Origin of the sequence: Streptomyces sp. SolWspMP-5a-2, assembly GCF_900091845.1 — a bacterium.
In the GTDB taxonomy this organism is placed as follows: domain Bacteria; phylum Actinomycetota; class Actinomycetes; order Streptomycetales; family Streptomycetaceae; genus Streptomyces; species Streptomyces doudnae.
Genome location: NZ_FMCI01000029.1, coordinates 32,554 through 49,248 on the forward strand (window position 1 = coordinate 32,554; position 16,695 = coordinate 49,248).

Annotated in this window: 13 protein-coding genes and 2 pseudogenes; 13 read left to right on the forward strand and 2 right to left on the reverse strand. The window is 69.1% G+C overall.

Annotated features, from left to right (window positions below; translation table 11 throughout):
- The first annotated feature begins 52 nt into the window (after nucleotides 1–52).
- From GA0115242_RS01740 to GA0115242_RS01760, 5 genes are all read left to right on the forward strand, one after another.
- On the forward strand, nucleotides 53–1,663 hold the full coding sequence (locus tag GA0115242_RS01740) for an FAD-dependent oxidoreductase (protein ID WP_093823741.1): 1,611 nt from the start codon (nucleotides 53–55) through the stop codon (nucleotides 1,661–1,663).
- A gap of 139 nt (nucleotides 1,664–1,802) precedes the next feature.
- Nucleotides 1,803–3,932, forward strand: a complete 2,130-nt coding sequence (locus GA0115242_RS01745) for a hydantoinase/oxoprolinase family protein (RefSeq protein ID WP_093823744.1) — start codon at nucleotides 1,803–1,805, stop codon at nucleotides 3,930–3,932.
- Nucleotides 3,929–4,522 (forward strand): hypothetical protein, encoded by a 594-nt coding sequence (locus tag GA0115242_RS01750; RefSeq protein WP_093823746.1) that lies wholly within the window; start codon nucleotides 3,929–3,931, stop codon nucleotides 4,520–4,522. The genes GA0115242_RS01745 and GA0115242_RS01750 overlap by 4 nt, the downstream gene beginning before the upstream one ends.
- 3 nt (nucleotides 4,523–4,525) lie before the next feature.
- Complete coding sequence (locus tag GA0115242_RS01755; protein WP_093823748.1) at nucleotides 4,526–5,812, forward strand: TRAP transporter large permease subunit; 1,287 nt, start codon at nucleotides 4,526–4,528, stop codon at nucleotides 5,810–5,812.
- Between the two features lie 110 nt (nucleotides 5,813–5,922).
- The gene (locus tag GA0115242_RS01760) at nucleotides 5,923–6,927 is read left to right on the forward strand and encodes a hypothetical protein (protein WP_093823750.1); all 1,005 of its coding nucleotides are present in this window, start codon (nucleotides 5,923–5,925) and stop codon (nucleotides 6,925–6,927) included.
- A 440-nt stretch (nucleotides 6,928–7,367) separates the two neighbouring features.
- On the opposite strand, the gene GA0115242_RS40205 is transcribed toward GA0115242_RS01760, so the two are convergent.
- Nucleotides 7,368–7,670, reverse strand: coding sequence for a hypothetical protein (locus GA0115242_RS40205; protein ID WP_141721449.1), 303 nt, complete (start codon nucleotides 7,668–7,670; stop codon nucleotides 7,368–7,370).
- A gap of 182 nt (nucleotides 7,671–7,852) precedes the next feature.
- Here GA0115242_RS40205 and GA0115242_RS39685 point away from each other — a divergent pair.
- Nucleotides 7,853–8,038, forward strand: a pseudogene (locus tag GA0115242_RS39685) (IS701 family transposase); the annotation flags it as partial.
- 385 nt (nucleotides 8,039–8,423) lie between these two features.
- Here the strand turns inward: GA0115242_RS39685 and GA0115242_RS01770 are convergent.
- A pseudogene (locus tag GA0115242_RS01770) lies at nucleotides 8,424–9,198 on the reverse strand (transposase).
- Between the two features lie 81 nt (nucleotides 9,199–9,279).
- On the opposite strand from GA0115242_RS01770, the gene GA0115242_RS01775 reads away from it, so the two are divergent.
- The 7 genes from GA0115242_RS01775 (at nucleotide 9,280) to GA0115242_RS01805 (ending at nucleotide 16,260) form a co-directional block, all read left to right on the forward strand.
- Nucleotides 9,280–9,819, forward strand: a complete 540-nt coding sequence (locus GA0115242_RS01775; protein ID WP_093823754.1) for a hypothetical protein — start codon at nucleotides 9,280–9,282, stop codon at nucleotides 9,817–9,819.
- A 609-nt stretch (nucleotides 9,820–10,428) separates the two neighbouring features.
- Entirely contained in the window at nucleotides 10,429–11,187 is a 759-nt protein-coding gene (locus GA0115242_RS01780) for an iron-containing redox enzyme family protein (protein WP_093823756.1), read from the forward strand.
- 106 nt (nucleotides 11,188–11,293) lie between these two features.
- Nucleotides 11,294–12,523, forward strand: a complete 1,230-nt coding sequence (locus GA0115242_RS01785) for a pyridoxal phosphate-dependent aminotransferase (protein ID WP_093823758.1) — start codon at nucleotides 11,294–11,296, stop codon at nucleotides 12,521–12,523.
- Nucleotides 12,477–14,330 (forward strand): FAD/NAD(P)-binding protein, encoded by a 1,854-nt coding sequence (locus GA0115242_RS01790; protein WP_093823760.1) that lies wholly within the window; start codon nucleotides 12,477–12,479, stop codon nucleotides 14,328–14,330. The genes GA0115242_RS01785 and GA0115242_RS01790 overlap by 47 nt, the downstream gene beginning before the upstream one ends.
- A 3-nt stretch (nucleotides 14,331–14,333) precedes the next feature.
- A complete protein-coding gene (locus tag GA0115242_RS01795) occupies nucleotides 14,334–14,861 on the forward strand; it encodes a cupin domain-containing protein (protein ID WP_107461325.1) in 528 nt (175 codons plus the stop codon).
- A complete protein-coding gene (locus GA0115242_RS01800) occupies nucleotides 14,858–15,628 on the forward strand; it encodes a sulfite exporter TauE/SafE family protein (protein WP_202554833.1) in 771 nt (256 codons plus the stop codon). Before GA0115242_RS01795 ends, GA0115242_RS01800 begins: the two co-directional genes overlap by 4 nt.
- A gap of 35 nt (nucleotides 15,629–15,663) precedes the next feature.
- Nucleotides 15,664–16,260 carry an O-methyltransferase gene (locus GA0115242_RS01805; protein WP_093823764.1) on the forward strand — a complete coding sequence of 199 codons (597 nt, stop codon included), beginning with the start codon at nucleotides 15,664–15,666 and terminating at the stop codon, nucleotides 16,258–16,260.
- Nucleotides 16,261–16,695: the final 435 nt, after the last annotated feature.

Here is a 16,695-nt window from a genome sequence, read left to right on the forward strand (position 1 = left end):
ACCGACTGCGCCACCACGCACCACCCGCACCACCGCATCACGAGGAGAGTCAGTGAACACCCACCCCGACATCCTGGTCGTCGGCGCCGGACTCGGCGGCGTCGCCGCTGCCCTCGCCGCCTGCCGCGCCGGACGCACGGTCGTCCTCACCGAGGAGACCGACTGGATCGGTGGCCAGCTCACCTCCCAGGCCGTCCCGCCGGACGAGCACCCGTGGGTCGAGCAGTTCGGCGTCACCGCCTCCTACCGCGCCCTGCGCGAGGCGATCCGCGGCTACTACCGCGACTGGTACCCGCTGCGCGCCGAGGCCGCGGCCCTGCCGGGTCTCAATCCCGGCGCCGGCCGGGTCAGCAAGCTGTGCGCCGAGCCGCGGGTCGCGCTCGCCGCGCTGGAGGGCATGCTCGCTCCGCATCGGTCCTCCGGGCGTCTCACGCTGCTCACCGAACACCGCCCGGTCGCCGCGGAGACCGAGGGCGACTTCGTACGCTCCGTCACGCTGGAGGACCTGCGCGGCGGTGCCCGCCGCACGGTCACCGCCCCCTACGTCCTCGACGCCACCGAGACCGGCGAACTGCTGGAGCTGGCCGGGGTCGAGCACGTCCTCGGCGCCGAGTCGCGCGCCGAGCACGGCGAGCCGCACGCCCCCGAGCAGGCCGACCCGCTCAACCAGCAGGGCATCACCTTCTGCTTCGCGCTCTCCCACCACGAGGGCGAGGACCACACGATCGAGAAGCCCGCCGACTACGACTTCTGGCGCTCCTACCGGCCCGACTTCTGGCCCGGCCCGCTGCTCGGCTTCCTCGCGCCCGACCCGCGCAGCCTGGAGGCAGTGCCGCGCACCTTCGTACCCAACCCGGAGATCGACCCGCTGGCCGTCAGCGCCGACCAGTCCGCCGACGCGGGCGACAAGGAACTCTTCGGCTTCCGCCGCATCCTGGCCCGCAAGCTGCACCGGGACGGCGCCTTCGACTCCGACATCACCCTCGTCAACTGGCCCCTCAACGACTACTGGCTCAAGCCGCTGATCGGCGCGGGTGCCGAGACCTCCGCCGACGCGGTCCGCGAGGCCAAGCAGCTCTCCCTGTCCGTCCTGTACTGGCTCCAGACCGAGGCCCCGCGCCCCGACGGCGGCACCGGCTTCCCCGGGCTGCGGCTGCGCCCCGACGTCACGGGCACCGAGGACGGCCTCGCCAAGGCGCCGTACGTGCGCGAGTCCCGCCGGATCAAGGCGGTCACGACCGTCGTCGAACAGGACGTCGCGATCGACCTCGTCGGTCCCACCGGCGGCACCCGGCACCGCGACTCGGTCGGCGTCGGCAGCTACCGCATCGACCTGCACCCCTCCACCGGCGGGGACAACTACGTCGACATCGGCTCGGTGCCCTTCGAGATCCCGCTCGGCGCGCTCGTCCCGCGCCGCACCCGCAACCTGCTGCCCGCGGGCAAGAACATCGGCACCACCCACATCACCAACGGCTGCTACCGGCTGCACCCCGTCGAGTGGAACATCGGCGAGGTCGCCGGCGCCCTCGCCGCCCACTGCCTCGACGAGGACGTCGAGCCGCGCGAGGTGCAGGCCGAGGAGAAGCGTTTCGAGGTGTTCGCCGCGCTCCTGGAGCGGGCCGGGGTCGAGCGCCACTGGCCCCGGGTGCAGGGCTACTGAGACCCCACCGGTGACCGGGAAGCAGGACGGCGCGCCCGGTCGCCCGAGCGGCGGGACGGCCGGACGGGACAGCTCCACCTGTTCCGTCCGGCCCACCGCCCGCGTCAGCGCCGACAGAGCACAAGGAGGTGCCCAGACCATGACCACCCACCGCATCCGCGTCGGCATCGACGTGGGCGGAACCTTCACCGACGCCGTGGCCGTAGACGCCACGAGCCTCGCCCTCGTCGGGCAGGTGAAAGTTCCCACCAGCCACCATCACGAGGACGGGGTCGCCCACGGGATCGTGGAAGCGCTCGACCGACTGCTGGACCAGACCGGCCACGCCCCTGAGGACGTCTCCTTCCTGGCCCACGGCACGACACAGGCTACCAACGCCCTCCTGGAGGGCGACGTCGCCACCGTCGGCCTGATCGGTCTCGGCGGCGGCGCCGGAGCGCTGTTCACCAAGCGCCTCGCGGCCCTCGGCAGGACCGAGATCGTCCCGGGCAGGAAGTTCCCGCTCGTCTACGCGCACGTCACCGAGCCCGAGGACCGGGCCGCGGTCGAACGCGCCGTGGACGAGGTGATCCGCGGTGGGGCACACGTGGTCGTCGCCACCCAGCCGTTCAGCGTGGACCGCCCCGAGGGCGAGGACATCGTGCGCGAGGTCGCCGCGGCGCGCGGGGTCCCGATGACCGCCGCCCACGACATCACCTCCCTCTACGGCCTCCACAAGCGCACCAGGACCGCCGTCGTCAACGCGGCGATCCTGCCGAAGATGTTCGCCACCGCCGACCTCGTGGACGCCTCGATCACCAAGGCCGGGGTCACCGCCCCGCTGATGGTGATGCGCTGCGACGGCGGCGTCATGTCCCTGGACGAGATGCGCCGCCGCCCCCTGCTCACCGTCCTCTCGGGACCCGCCGCCGGGGTCGCGGGCGCGCTCATGCAGGAACGCGTCAGCGAGGGCGTCTTCCTGGAGACCGGCGGCACCTCGACCGACATCAGCGTCGTCCGGCGCGGCAAGGTCGCCGTCACGCACGCCACCCTCCTGGGCAAGGGCTCCTACCTCTCCGCGCTCGACGTGCGCACCGTCGGCGTCGGCGGCGGCTCCATGGTCCGGCTCAGCGGCGGCAAGGTCACCGGCGTCGGCCCGCGCAGCGCGCACATCGCGGGCCTGCCCTACGCCTGCTTCGCCGAGCCCGCCGACCTGGAGGGCGCCCGGCTGGCCACCGTACGACCGACCCCGGACGACGCCGAGGACCACGTCGTCCTCGACGCCGAGGGCGGCCGCTACGCGCTCACCATGACCTGCGCCGCCAACGCGCTCGGCCGCGTCCCCGAGGGCGACTTCGCCCGCGCCGACCGTGACGTGGCCCGCGCGGCCCTCGCCCCGCTCGCCGCGGCGCTCGGCACCGACGTGGACGGCGCCGCCACCCAGATCCTGGACACCGGCACCGCACAGGTCGGCGAGGTCGTCGACGCGCTCCTGTCCGACTACCACCTGGACAAGGACACCGCACTCCTCGTCGGCGGAGGGGGCGGCGCCGCCTCCGTGACCCCGCACCTGGCCGCCACCACCGGCCGGGAGGGCCGCATCGCCCGGCACAACGAGGTCATCAGTCCCATCGGCGTCGCGCTCGCCCTCGTACGCGAACAGGTCGAGCGGATCATCCCCGGCGCCGGCCAGGAGGACATCCTCTCCGTGCGCGCGGAGGCGGAGCGTGCCGTCGTCGCCCAGGGCGCCGCCGCCGACGCCGTCGAGGTGGAGGTCACCGTCGACCCGCAGACCAACACCGTCCGCGCGATCGCCACCGGCGCCACCGAACTGCGCACCCAGGACCGCGCCCACCGCGCCGACGACGCCGAACGCCTCAGCCTGGCCGCCGCGAGCCTGGGGACCCCCGAGGCGCGGGTGCGGACCCTCGCCGGCACCTCCGCCTACACCGTCTACGGCACCGAGCAGCACCGCAGGCTGCGCGGGGTGCGCCACCCGGTGCGCGTCGTCGACGCCGACGGCGTGGTGCGCCTGCACGCGCCCGACGCGCACGTCGACACCACCACCGTCGGCGCGGCCGCGCAGGTGCTCGCCACCCTCGTCGACAAGGCAACCGCCTACGGGGACGGCGGCGTCCGCGCCCCCGCGCTCCGGCTGCTCGTGGGCTCCCGCATCGCGGACCTCTCCGGTGTCCTCGACCCCCAGCCGCTGCTGGCCCTGGCCCGCACCGAACTGGAGGGCAGACCGGCCGACGAGACGATCATCGCCCTCGTGGAGGAACGCCCATGACCACCCTCGCCCCCACCGCCGACGGGGCGGCCCTCGCTGCCGTCGACGACGTCGAGTACGGCGCGCGTCTCCTCGCCGGCCTGTCGCTGCACGAAGGACGCGACCCTGACCTGCTGCGCCACTGGGCGGCGGCCGCCTTCGCGTTCGGTGCCGCGCTGCCCGCACGGGCGCAGGCCGCGACGCCGCGGATCGTGGAGAGCGACGGCGGGCTCGAACGCGGCCTGCTGGCCCGCTACACGTCCCGCCCGCCCACCGTCGAGCTGTACACCGACACACTCGACGCCGCCGAGCGCCTCGTCGACGCGCACGGCTGGCGGGACCTGTTCCCGCGCGGCTCGGTGCGCGCCGCCGCCCTCGCGCACGAGGCCGTCCACGAGCGACTGCACCACGGACCCGAGCGCGCCGCCCTCAAGCGCGCGCTCGGCCACCCCGTGCTGAGCGTAGGGCGCCTGCGCGTCCTCGCCCACGTCGCCGGGGCCGAGGAACTGGCCGCGCACGCCCACGCACGCGCCGTCTGCGGCCTCGGCCGCAGCCCGCTCCTGCTGTCCGCCGCCCTCGCGGCCTCCGCCTCCCCGGCAAGAGAGAAGTGAGCCATGGGCATCGTCATCCTGATCATCATGGCGGCCGGTGTCGCCGCGATGCTCACCAAGAAACTCCCCACCGCCTTCGCGCTCGTCCTGCTGGCCGTCGCGATCGCCTTCGTCTCCGGCGCGCCGCTCACCGGCAAGAACAGCGTCTTCGACACCGTCCTCCAGGAGGGCGCCCCGGCGCTCGCCGCGACGATGATCGCGATCCTGCTCGGCTCCTGGCTCGGCAAGCTGCTCGACGAGACCGGAATCGCCGGAACCCTCGTCCGCAAGATCGTCGAGTTCGGCGGTGACCGGCCCACGGTCGTCGCACTCGGCGTCCTCGTCGTCTCCACCCTGATCGGCACTGTCACCGGCTCCGCGCCCGCCGCGATGCTCGCCGGGATCATCGGCATCCCCGCGATGATCGCCGTCGGCATCCCGAAGGTCACCGCGGCCGGGACGATCCTCATGGGCATCGCCGCCGGCATGCCGTTCGAGCTGCCCGTGTGGCAGTTCTTCTCCACCGCGCTGGACCTGCCGGTCTCCGAAGTGCGCCACTTCATGATCCAGCTGTTCCCCTTCGCGCTCTTCGCCGCGCTGATGTTCGTGCTGGTCGAGTCCCGCAGGCGCGGCGTGGAACACGCCTGGGCCTTCAGGACCGAGGCCCCCCGCAGCACGTCGGGCAGGCGCCGCGCCCGGCTCGGCGACGCCCCCTGGTACGCGCTCCTGACGCCGCTCGTCCCGCTGTTCCTCGCCCTCGTCCTCGACGTCGCGATCATCCCCTCCCTGCTCGCCGGCGTCCTCTACGCGCTCGTGACCACCACCCGCCCCCGCGACATGAACCGGCGGCTGCTGCGCACCCTGTACAGCGGCTTCGAGGTGGCCGCGGCGCCCATCACCCTGTTCGTCGCGATCGGCGTCCTGCTGGCCGCCGTGCGGCTGCCGGGCGCCGTCGACGCCCTCGAACCGCTGGTGAAGGCGGTCACCCCCGGCAACCCCGTCCTCTTCGTCGTGGTCTTCACCCTGCTCGTGCCGCTGTGTCTCTACCGCGGCCCGCTCAACGTCTACGGTCTGGGCGCGGGCATCGCCGGCGTCCTGATCGCCACCGGCATCTACCCGGCCGTCGCGGTCCTCGGCATCACCGCCTCGTACAACCAGGTCTTCGGCGTCGCCGACCCGACGAGTACGCAGACCGTGTGGTCGGCCCAGTACGCCGGTGTCGGCCCCCAGCAGGTCATGCTGCGCACGCTGCCCTACGTGTGGTTCGTCGCCCTCGGCGGATTCATCGTCACGGCGGCCGTGCACCTCTGACCTCCAGCGGACACCTCCCCAGCCCCGCGGCGGGCGGCACGTCCTGCCGCCCCCGAGGTACGCGCACCGCCTCTCCACCTCTGTCCCCGCGCAGTCATCGGAGGAACACCATGCACGTTCCGCAACGCCCCGCCCGCAGGCTGCTGTTGAAGTCGGCCGCCGCCACCCTCGCCGCCGCAGGACTGCCCGCGACCCCGGCCCTCGCCACCCCCGCGGCGGCGCCCGGCGGCTTCCCCGACTACCGCTACGTCAAGACGCTCCTGACGCCCGGCCAGCTGAAGTACAACCCCACGGGGGAGATCATCTTCCCGTGCCTGCGCGGAACGGCGGGCCGTGTCGCGCAGCCGCTGGGCCGCTACTACCTCTACTACGCGCCGCACGACGCGCCGGGCGGCATCTGCCTCGCCTACGGCGACCACATCGAGGGGCCCTTCACCGAGTACCCGCACAACCCGATCGTCGCCAACGTCTGGGACCCGCACTACTCGGTGAGCCACGTCTCCTCGCCGCACGTCATGTGGAACGAGAGCGCCAAGGAGATGTGGCTCTACTTCCACGGCGAGAACACCACGACGCGGCTCGCCCGCTCCAAGGACGGCATCCACTTCACGTACGACAAGGTGGTCCTCACCACCGCGATGCTTCCCGCGGGGACCACCGAGACCTCGTACGCTCGCGTCTTCCCCCACGAACTGCCGTCGAAGAACGCCCACTTCGTGATGCTGTTCATGCTGAACAACACCAGCAACCACCGGGACATCCACTGGGGTTGGTCGGCCGACGGCCGCAACTGGACCTTCGACCAGAAGGCATTGGTCAGCCACAACGACGTGTCCGCCGTCAATGTCGGCGGCCCGCACCTGCTGACGCGCAACGGCAGCGCCTTCGTCGTCTACAACAAGGACAAGGAGAGCGGCGGCGACCTCATGATCACCGAGGTCGGAGCGGACTTCAGCCTCCGCAGGCACCTCGGCCGCTTCTACGACTCGTCGGCCGGAGCCCCCGACAACGGCCGCAGCGCCGCCCCCAGCTTCGGCACGGAGGGCGGGGTCGCTTACATGGTCTACGAGTCCGGCGAACGCCTCCAGGGGAAGATAGCGGTCGCCCGAGCCTGACCCGCCCCGGCCGTCCGCAGGCCAACAGGGGCGCCTGGCGGGGGATTTCCCTGTCAGGCGCGCCTGTTGGCCTGCTCGTTGGATCTGCGACGGGTCGATCAACGCGGCCGGCAGAAGGCGTTCCGGTGCGCTGAGCATCTCCAGGTGAGGCGCGCGGACTTGGAGGGCGACGGGAGGGGTGCGTCGTCCTGGCCGGGATCGCCGACTTGCGCCGCAGGCTCCGCGAGGCCACCACCAGGGCGACCGAACTGCAGGGCAAGTTCATGTGCTCGCCACAGTGACCGCAAACCTCTACTACGAGAACCTCGAGTTGAAGGTGACCTCCGCCCAGGGACAGCGCCGGATCTCCGCCCTGCCCGCGTCCGGCCCCTGGTTGGAGTAGCTCTGCGGGCAGAAGGCCCACGGAGTCCTGTGCATCGTGTCGGATGGTGACGTGGCACCTACCAATAGGTGCGCGTGATCTTGTCAGGCAGTTGCCCTTGACGCTCCCCCTCTTGGAAGATCACCGATGCCGCGATCAGGAAAGCGCGGCGGAGTTTCGGGTCCGGGTCGGGATTTTCCACATTCCCGACGTTTTTGTCGAGAAACATGTCACCGAGGGCTATTCCCTCAAGCGTGCAGGGGCGGGCGACTGATCCCTCCGGGCCGATCAGGATGTTTCCGGTCTCTCCTTCGGTTTCCCAGGCGTAGACGGATCCCACGTCGAGAGAAGCGGTCTTCGCGCATGTCAGTGATGCTGCCACGGGGATTTCCGCCAGTTCGCTCGCGCCGGGGATCTGCTTACCTGAACCCTATCGGCCGCGGGCGCATGCTCGTCGCGGGTGTGGACGGCGTCCAGAGCTGTCTGGTGGGCGCGGCGATAGTTCTGGTCGCCGTGCTGACGCATTCAGTTCGACTCATACAGTTCATGTGTGAGCAGATCGAAATCGCTTACGCACCCGTGGGTGTCGAGATCACCGAGCTGGCCGAGGCAGCCGGCTCCCGTTGGGCGATCGAGGAGTGCTTCCAGGCCGCGAAGAATGAGTGCGGCCTGGACGAGTACGAGGTCCGTCGCTATGTCGGCTGGTATCGGCACATCACTCTGGCCATGCTCGCCCATGCCATCCTGACCGCACCTGCAGCACAGCCCCAGGCCGACGGCGATGCCGCAGAGGGGGCTGCAGAAACGGATCAGCCTCCGTCCCACTCACCGTTGCAGAGATACGGCGGCTCCTGGACGCTCTCCTGCCCCACCCGCGAGCCGACCGCGTTCCCGTACCCACGCGCTGAAATGGTCGGCCTGGAGAAGACGCAGCCAGGCTGTCGCCCGCCACTGCCATTATCGAAAACGCAGCCCAGGACACGAACCGCTGCTGGAGTACTACACAGACTGGGAAGCCACCCTGAGCCGCAAGCTGCCGATCGCCCAGCAGCACATTTACAACGACATCCTCGCCGTCCTGGATGGTGTCCCGTAAATCACCGGGGACGTGCCTGGTGGCCCGCACGTTTGCCTGTCATCCGGTGAAGGTGAGGTTGTGCAGGCGGGCGATGCCGAGCATGGCGTGGTGGACGCCGTCGCCCTCGAGGCGGCAGTCGCGGAGGATCTTTCAGCTCTTCATGTGGGCGAAGGTGTGCTCGACGCGGGCGCGGACCTTGCGGTGGGAGGCGTTGTGCTCCTCCTTCCAGGCGGGCAGTTGCTCGTCCTTGTGCCGGCGGTAGTGCGGGATGGTCAGGCCGGTGCCCCGGTAGCCGCCGTCGGCGATCACTGTGGGGGTGGTGCCGACGGCGGCCTTCGCGCCGGAGTCCTGCCAGGCCCGGCAGTCGTTGCGGTTGCCGGGCAGCGGCTTGCCGACGGCGACGACCAGGCGGGAGTCGGCGTCGATGACGACCTGGTGGTTGGTGGAGTAGCGGTAGTTCTTGCTGGAGGCGGCCACGGTCCGGTCGCGGGTGGGGACCAGTGTGCCGTCCACGATGAACACGGTGTCCTTGCGGAATCGCCCTCGGGACTGGAGGGCGAGAGCTGGTCCGAGGTGGTCGACGATCCGGTCAGCCGCCGACTTCGAGACGCCGAACAGCGGGCCGACTTGACGCAGGGTGAGGCTGGTGCGCCCGTACGCGGCCACCAGCAGCACCCGGTCCTCCAACAGCAGCGACCACGGCCCGCCCTTGCGGACCGGATCAGCCCCCTCACGCCGCAGCGCGGTGATCAGCCTGCTGAAACTACCGAGGGCTCAGCCCGGTGAACGGACCTATCCATGAAGGCTCCGACGCCGTGATCACACCAGCCACGGCAAGATCATCTCACCTCTGACCAGCAGTTACGGGACAACCTCTAGAGGGCTGCAACGACTTCCACCACCCACCATCCGGTTGCATTCCACCCACCTGATCGTCCAGGCCATCCGCTTCTTGCACAGCAGGAACAATCGCGCCCGCGCACACCACACACCGCGCTTCGCCTACCTCTTCGCCCCCGCGCCCGACGGGAAGGTCCCCCTGGAGGAAACAATCCAGGAAGACCTCCACGACTACCTCGACGGTAATCTGGAGAATGCCGACATCGAAGTCACCGACCGCAGCGGAGACCGCGCCGACATCGAAGTCCGCTTTCCCGGCTTCACCGCCGTCATCGAATGCAGGCGCACAAAAGGTAGAAGCCCGCGCAAGGGACTACGGAGCTACCTCGGCCAGGCAGTGGCCTACCAGGCTGGTGGCATCACCTTGGGCATGCCGGTCATCCTCGACCTGACACCCAAACCAAGCTGGATCACCAATTTTCGCGACGACATGTGGGCAGACCACATCCCCTCACCAGTCCCAGAACAACGAGACCGGTGGGCTGTCGTCGTCCGCGTCCCCGGAAACAGAACATCTCCGTACGACATGACCACGCCAGCCCCAGCTCAGTAGAAGAGACCGATCCGGCTACGTCCAGCGCACGCCGATAATGGAGAGTTGCTCGATTTGTTCCGGGGGCAGAGTGGCGGCCCGGCTGCGTTGCATCCGCTCCTCCCGCAGCCCCGGCCGGCCGGGAAAGCCCGTATGTGGGGCCCGGTGCCGCCGTCGAGCGATTGCCATCGCGAAGAACGGGCGTGCGGGCGAGGGGAGTTCTCCGCCCGCCGGCCTCCGTACGAGCGCTGTCCTGATCTCCACGGCGGTCCTGTCCTGAATCGCGTTGTTGATAGTTGGTGGGTGTATTCGTTTTCGCAGACCAGGCGCACCGCTCGTCACGCACGCCTCTCCCGTACACCCGCCCGGCGCGCGTTTGTGTTGTCAATGGCGGGTTTTCGTCCTGTGGAGCCCAAGATCCGTCCGTCAGTCTGATCGTGATGGGTCGGCGGCAGGCACGCCGACGATTGAAGGAATGGTCCAGCACTCGTTCGGGGCCGCAATGCAACGTGTGGAGGAGCCCTTCTTCCCTCGGCTCGATCCGTGCATCGACCAGTTGCGTTCACGTTCCATTTGCTCGAAGAAGTCGTTCCGTTAGTCAACCGCGCCTGAAACAGAGTGGACTCACGCATGACAACGTTTCCCAGCACGGCCATTCACGACTCGGTCACCACGCTCATCGACGACCTGGACCGGCACCCGGTCTACGAGAACGAGTACTTCAAGCTCCTTGAGGGAACGCCCTGGACCGGTGACGCGTTCGACTTCCACCGGGCGAACTTCTACCACCGCACCGAAGGCACCGTGAAGGGCATAGCCCACGTGTGCGCCCAGGCCGCGGCCCACGACGACATGGACACCCTCGTCCTGTTCTCGCACATTCTCAACGAGGAGACCGGCGACGGAAACCGGGCGCACTGCCACGAGGTGCTGATGGAGAACACCCACAACCTGCACGGCCAGGTCGAGTTCGGGGTGGCTCCGATGCTGGTCAAGGAGGCACGGGAGAGCAAGCTCGTCATCCCGGAGACCCTGGAGTACCGGCAGCGCACGCTGGACCTGCTGACGGCCGGCTACCACAGCATGCTGGGCGTCGCGATGGCCCTGGAGTCCCACGCCGACCGGATGCTCAAGATCTGCCGCACGGCGTTCCGCAACACCAACAAGAACCTGCCGCAGGACAAGTTCGTCCACGACGTTGAGGTCTACTTCAACGTCCATGTCGGCGACGCGGGCGTCGAGGAACGCCACGCCGCGGACGCCAAGAAGTGCGTGGTGAACAACTGCCACAGCGAGGCGGACGTGGCAGCCATCGCCGCCGCCGCGACGGAGACGCTGAACATCCAGCTGCGCATGTGGAACGCGATGCACAAGGCCGTCACCAACTGAGTTTGCGGTTCCCCGAGGCTGCCCGGACGACTCCAGAGAGGTAGACCGCACGACTGTGCAGAATAACCGAGGAATCTCCCGCGCCATTTTGAACATCCCGGAATCGGTGACCCACGGCACCGCCGCGAAACTCCTGGCGATGAACAGCACGCTCGCCCCGGAGGACCAGGTCATCGACCTCAGCATCGGTGCCCTGGACACACCCGCCGACCCCCGGATCGACCGCGGCGTGATCGACTTCATCCGTACGCGGCCCGAGGTGCTCCACGCGTTCGCCCCCGTCAAAGGATTCCCCTTCCTGCGGGAGTCCGTCGCGGCGCGCGTGAACCGGTTGCACGACATCTCCTACGACCCGGAGAACGAGATCCTGGTGACGCCCGGCGGCGTCAAGGGCTCCGTCTCCGTGGTCTTCCACGCCCTGCTGGACCCGGGCGACGAGGTCGTCGTCCCGGTGCCCAACTGGCCCCACTACTCGGACATGGTGCTGCTCCACGAGGCCGTGCCGACGACCGTCCGCGCCACGGCCGAGAACGGGCTGACGGCGCCGGCCCTGGAGCAGGCGCTCAACGACCGCACCAAGATCGTGGTGCTCGGCGACTGCATCAACCCAACCGGCAAGATCTACTCCACGCAGGAGCTCTCCGCGCTCGCCCAGGTTCTCGCCCGGCACAACCAGCGGCGCGAGTCCGACGGCGTGAGCCCGGTCTACGTTTTGTTCGACTGTCCCTACGAGGCCCACGTCCTGGGCGAGCGCGCCCGGACCTTCGCCGCCATCGAGGCCACCCTCCCCGACGGGACCCCCGTCCCGATGCGGCCGTGGACGCTGACGGTGACCGGCCCCGGCAAGACGTACGGCATGCACGGCGACCGGATCGGCTACCTGTGTGGACCGCCCGACATCGTCGAGGCCGCCGCCCGTGCCCAGGTCAACCTCACGTCGTTCGCCTCCACCTACGGCCAGGTCGCGACGCACCTCGCGCTCCAGCCGGACATGGACGACGTGGCCACCGAACGGGCCAGGTCCGCGCGGGCGAACCTGGAGGTCATGCTCCGCGAACTCGAGTCCGTGCCCGCACTGCGGGTCAGGCCCCCCGACGGCGGCTACTTCCTCTTCGTCGACCTTTCGCACTACGCCCACGCCTACCAGCAGCACGGGTACGTCACGGCGGACCAGTTCCTGCTGGAGGAGGCGAGGGTCGCCACCATCTGCGGCAACCACTTCGCCCAGGGGGAGGAATTCGACCACTACGTACGGATCAACTGCGGTCGTACGGGTTCCATCCTGAGTCATGCCGGCACACGCATCAGGGGTGCCCTCAGCCGTCTGGAGTCCTGAGCTGAAAGCCAACACGGTGGGAACTGTCAGGTACTGCGTCATCGGCACCGGATTCGCCGGAACCTGCGCGCTGTGGCATCTGGTCCGAGAACTGACCGCTCCCGGCCGTCGGTCCCCGCTCTCCCGTCCGGCAGTGTCGATCGCCACGGTGGAGCGGGGGCCGGTCAGCGGCCCCGGATACCCCTACGCCAAGGACAACGCCCAACTCGGGCACCGGTGCAACAACGAGGCGAGCACCATGGGCATCCATGGCAACGACTTCGTCGACTGGCTCGCCGAGAACAAGCCCCGGCTCGTCGCCGACCATCCGGAACTCGTCCTGGAGACCCACCCCGGGATCGACCTGGAGCAATGGCGTCCAAAGAACGGCGAGTTCTATCCGCGGGCCCTGTTCGGCCTGTACCTGGAGCACCGGTTCCAGGACGCGGTGCGGACCGCCCGGGAGCACGGCATCGACGTGCGGCAGTACACGGAGCACGAGGCCGTCGACGGATGGAGCGCGCGGGACGGATTCTCCGTACGGCTCTGCGACCTGGCGACGGGCCGCGAGTTCGACCTGGACGGGCTCGACCGGGTGCTGCTGAGCACCGGGCACTGGCAGTCCGCGCAGGGCGACCCGCTCGCGGAACACCCGGGGTACCTCGCGGCGCCCTACCCGCCGGGCAGGATCCTGCCCGCCGTCGCGGACCGCGTCCGGCGCGGTGCGGGCGACCGCCCGCGGGTCTACGTCCAGGGCATGGGGCCCAGCGGCATCGACGCCGTCATGACCCTGTGCGACGAGGGCGCGTTCACGTACACCGCCGACGGACACATCGACTCCTACCGGCCCGCCCCGACGGCAGGGGGGACGGAACCCCTGCACATTGTCGTCGGGTCGCGCTCCGGTTTCTTCCCGCCCGTCCGGGGCCCGCTCACCGGCCACGAACTGCACCATCTCACCCCGGACGCCTTGGCCGGCATCCGGAGCGAGAACCGCGGGCAGTTGCGGCTCGAACCCGTGCTGGACCTGCTGGACAAGGACCTGCGCCGGGCGACCGACGGGGCGCTCGGGTGGCACGACGTGGAGAAGCCTCGCTTCGCCTCGGCCAGGGAGAAGCTCGAAAGCGACCTCCACGACGCACGCCACGGCAACCTCGTCTACACGCTCGTCCTGAAAGCACGCCGCATGTGCTTCTACCGGGAACTGACATCCGCCGACAAAGCACTGTACGACCGGTACTTCGACCCGCACTTCATCCGCACCGCGGTACCGATGCCGACGGCCAACGCGGAGAAGCTGCTCGCCCTCATGGACGCCGGGGTCCTGTCCACCGTGCAGCACGGCTACGCGGACCCACCGGTCGGCGTGCACGAGGACGGCGGATTCGTGATCGCCTACCAGACGGCCGACGGCGAGCGGTCCCGGCTGCGGGCCGACTGCGTCGTACGGGCCAAGGCGCACGACTTCGGCCTGGAGCACCACCCCTCGCCCCTCGTGCGCAACCTGCTGCGGCGGGGCGAGATCGTGCGTCACGAGGAATCCGGCTACGCCACCGGCGGACTCGCCCTCGACCCGCACGGCGACTACCGGGTGACCAGGCGCGTGGGAGGAATCACCGGCCCCTCACCGCACCTGTCGTCGTACGGATCCCCCGTCAGGTTCTGGCAGACCGAGAACAATTACGCCGGGGCCTTCGTGAGAGCCGCCGAACAGGTCGCCGCCGACTGGGCCGAAACCGCGAGAAGCATTCCGCAGCAGACCGGGGCCCCCGAGAGCATCACCGTCCCGGACGACTCAGAGCTGATCACCACCGAAACACGGAGCTGAACCATGGAAATGAAAGAGTTCTACTACCAGGACGGTCTGCGGGTCAGCGTCTTCAACCTTGATCACGAAGCGGTGCCCTACCACTTCCACAACGAGGTCTCCGACATGGTGTACTGCTCCCGGGGGCAGATAGCCATCGAACTCCCCGAGGCCGGCGAGGTGTTCACCCTGCATCCCGGGGAGGTCTTCCAGGTGCCCCGCACGAACAAGCATCGGTTCGTCAACGGAGCACCCGTCGGAACCCACTCGCGGTACGTCCTTCTCCAGATCGGCGCGTTCGACATCAACTTCGTACCGCCCGCGGAAGGGCTCGCGGAGAAGGTCGCCGACCGTGAGGCCACGCACGTGGCGGACGCCGAGGTGTACATCGAGAACCGCGAGGGGGACATCCGCAAGCTCGCCGAACACTTCGCGGTGGAGAAACCGGAGGTCCTGACCGAGGAGGAACAGGGCGACGTGGTGCAAGCGCTGCGCTGTTTCGTGGACCGCGGGATCGCGGCCGAGCACCCGAGGGCCGCCGTCCAGCCGTGACCGACGCCGCTCCCTTCTCGTTCGGGCCGACCACCTTCGTACTGATCGTCCTCACGTTCTTCGTGGGCGGCCTGTTCAAGGGACTGACCGGGCTGGGCCTGCCGCCCGTCGTGCTCGGTGTGCTCACCGCGACGATCGGCATCGAGCCCGCCAAGACGCTGATCGTCATCCCGACGTTCCTGACCAACGTAGCCCAGGCGGTCCGGGGCGGCCACGGCCGGAGAATCATCCGGCTCACCTGGCCGTTCCTCCTGGCCGCCACCGTGTTCACCCTGTCGGGGGCCCTGACGCTGAGCTACTTCCGGGCGAATGTGATGTCCGCCCTGCTCGGCGTCGGGCTCGCCTTCTACGGAATTCTCGGACTTTTCCGACTGCGGGTGAACATCAGGGGAAAATGGTGGAATCACCCGGTCGGCGTCTTTCTAGGAGCAGTCAACGGCTTCCTTACCGGAATGACCGGATCCTCGGCCGTACCGGGTGTTTTCTACCTCCAGTCGATCGGTCTGCTGCGGGACCAGCTGATCCAGAGCATGGGAATCCTGTTCACGCTGTCGACGGTTTCCCTGGCGTGGTCGCTGCGTACCCAGGACCTCCTGGAACTGAACCTCCTCCTCACGTCGGCAGCGGCCCTGGTACCGGCATTTCTGGGAATGTCGCTCGGTAACAAGATCCGCCACAGCATTCCCGAGGAAAAATTCCACACGGTACTCTGTACTGCTCTGGTGCTGCTGGGCCTCTACATCACGGTCCAGAATCTTGCCAAATGACACCGGACCAGTTCATTGACGAGGAGACACACATCATGGAACAGGCCTTCACCGAGTTACTGCGCGAGCTGGAGGAATTCGGCGAGGCCAACGACTCGTCCACGGACCAGCGGAGCCGGAAGATGCTCAACATCACGCACGACACCGGCGCGTTCCTCGCGGTGCTCGTCAAGGCGTGCAAGGCGCGCAACGTCCTGGAGATCGGCACCTCCAACGGCTACTCGACGCTCTGGCTCGCCGACGCCGTGGGCGAGGGCGGCACGGTCACCACGGTCGAACTGGCCGAGGAGAAGGCGGAGATGGCCAGAGACAACTTCCGGCGCGCCGGACTCCACTCCCGCATCCGGCAGATCACCGACGACGCGGGCAGTTTCATCGCCGGGCGCGACGCCGGCGAGTACGATTTCCTCTTCCTGGACAGCAACCGCGCGCAGTACGTCGGTTGGTGGGACTCGCTGAGGCGGATCCTCGCGGACGGCTGCCTGCTCGTGATCGACAACGCCGTCTCGCACGCCCACCAGCTGGAGGAATTCAGCAAACTGGTCGAGGCGTCGGACGACTTCTCCGGAGTCCTGCTGCCCGTGGGCAAAGGCGAATTGGTGCTCCTCAAAGAGGCCGGGGACGCGTCCTAGCCGTACTCCTACCAGATTTCGTGCCGTACTCGTACCCGCACCCTATTTCGTATCGGGCCCGTATCCGCAGCCTCATCCGTACCTGCATTCGTACTGAGGAGCACCTGCCTTCGACGTCATGACGGCCGTTCTGACACGCCGCAGCATCCACGAACTCGCCGGTCCGGCACCCTCCGATCAGGAGTTCGCCTACCTGCTCAAGGAAGCTGCCGCCGCCCCCCGACCACGGCGGACTGCGCCCGTGGCGCTTCTGGCGCAAGGGGCGGTGGTGCCGGAACGAGCGGAGCCGGGAACTGCTGGGCATCGGCCCGGACGAACAACTGCTGGGCTCCCTGGGCATCGGGACGCCCGGTGTCCGGGTGCGACCAGACCGCCGGAGGGTCGAGGACGTCACCGACCGTATGTGTGTCCTGCGCACCTGACGCGGCCCGTCCC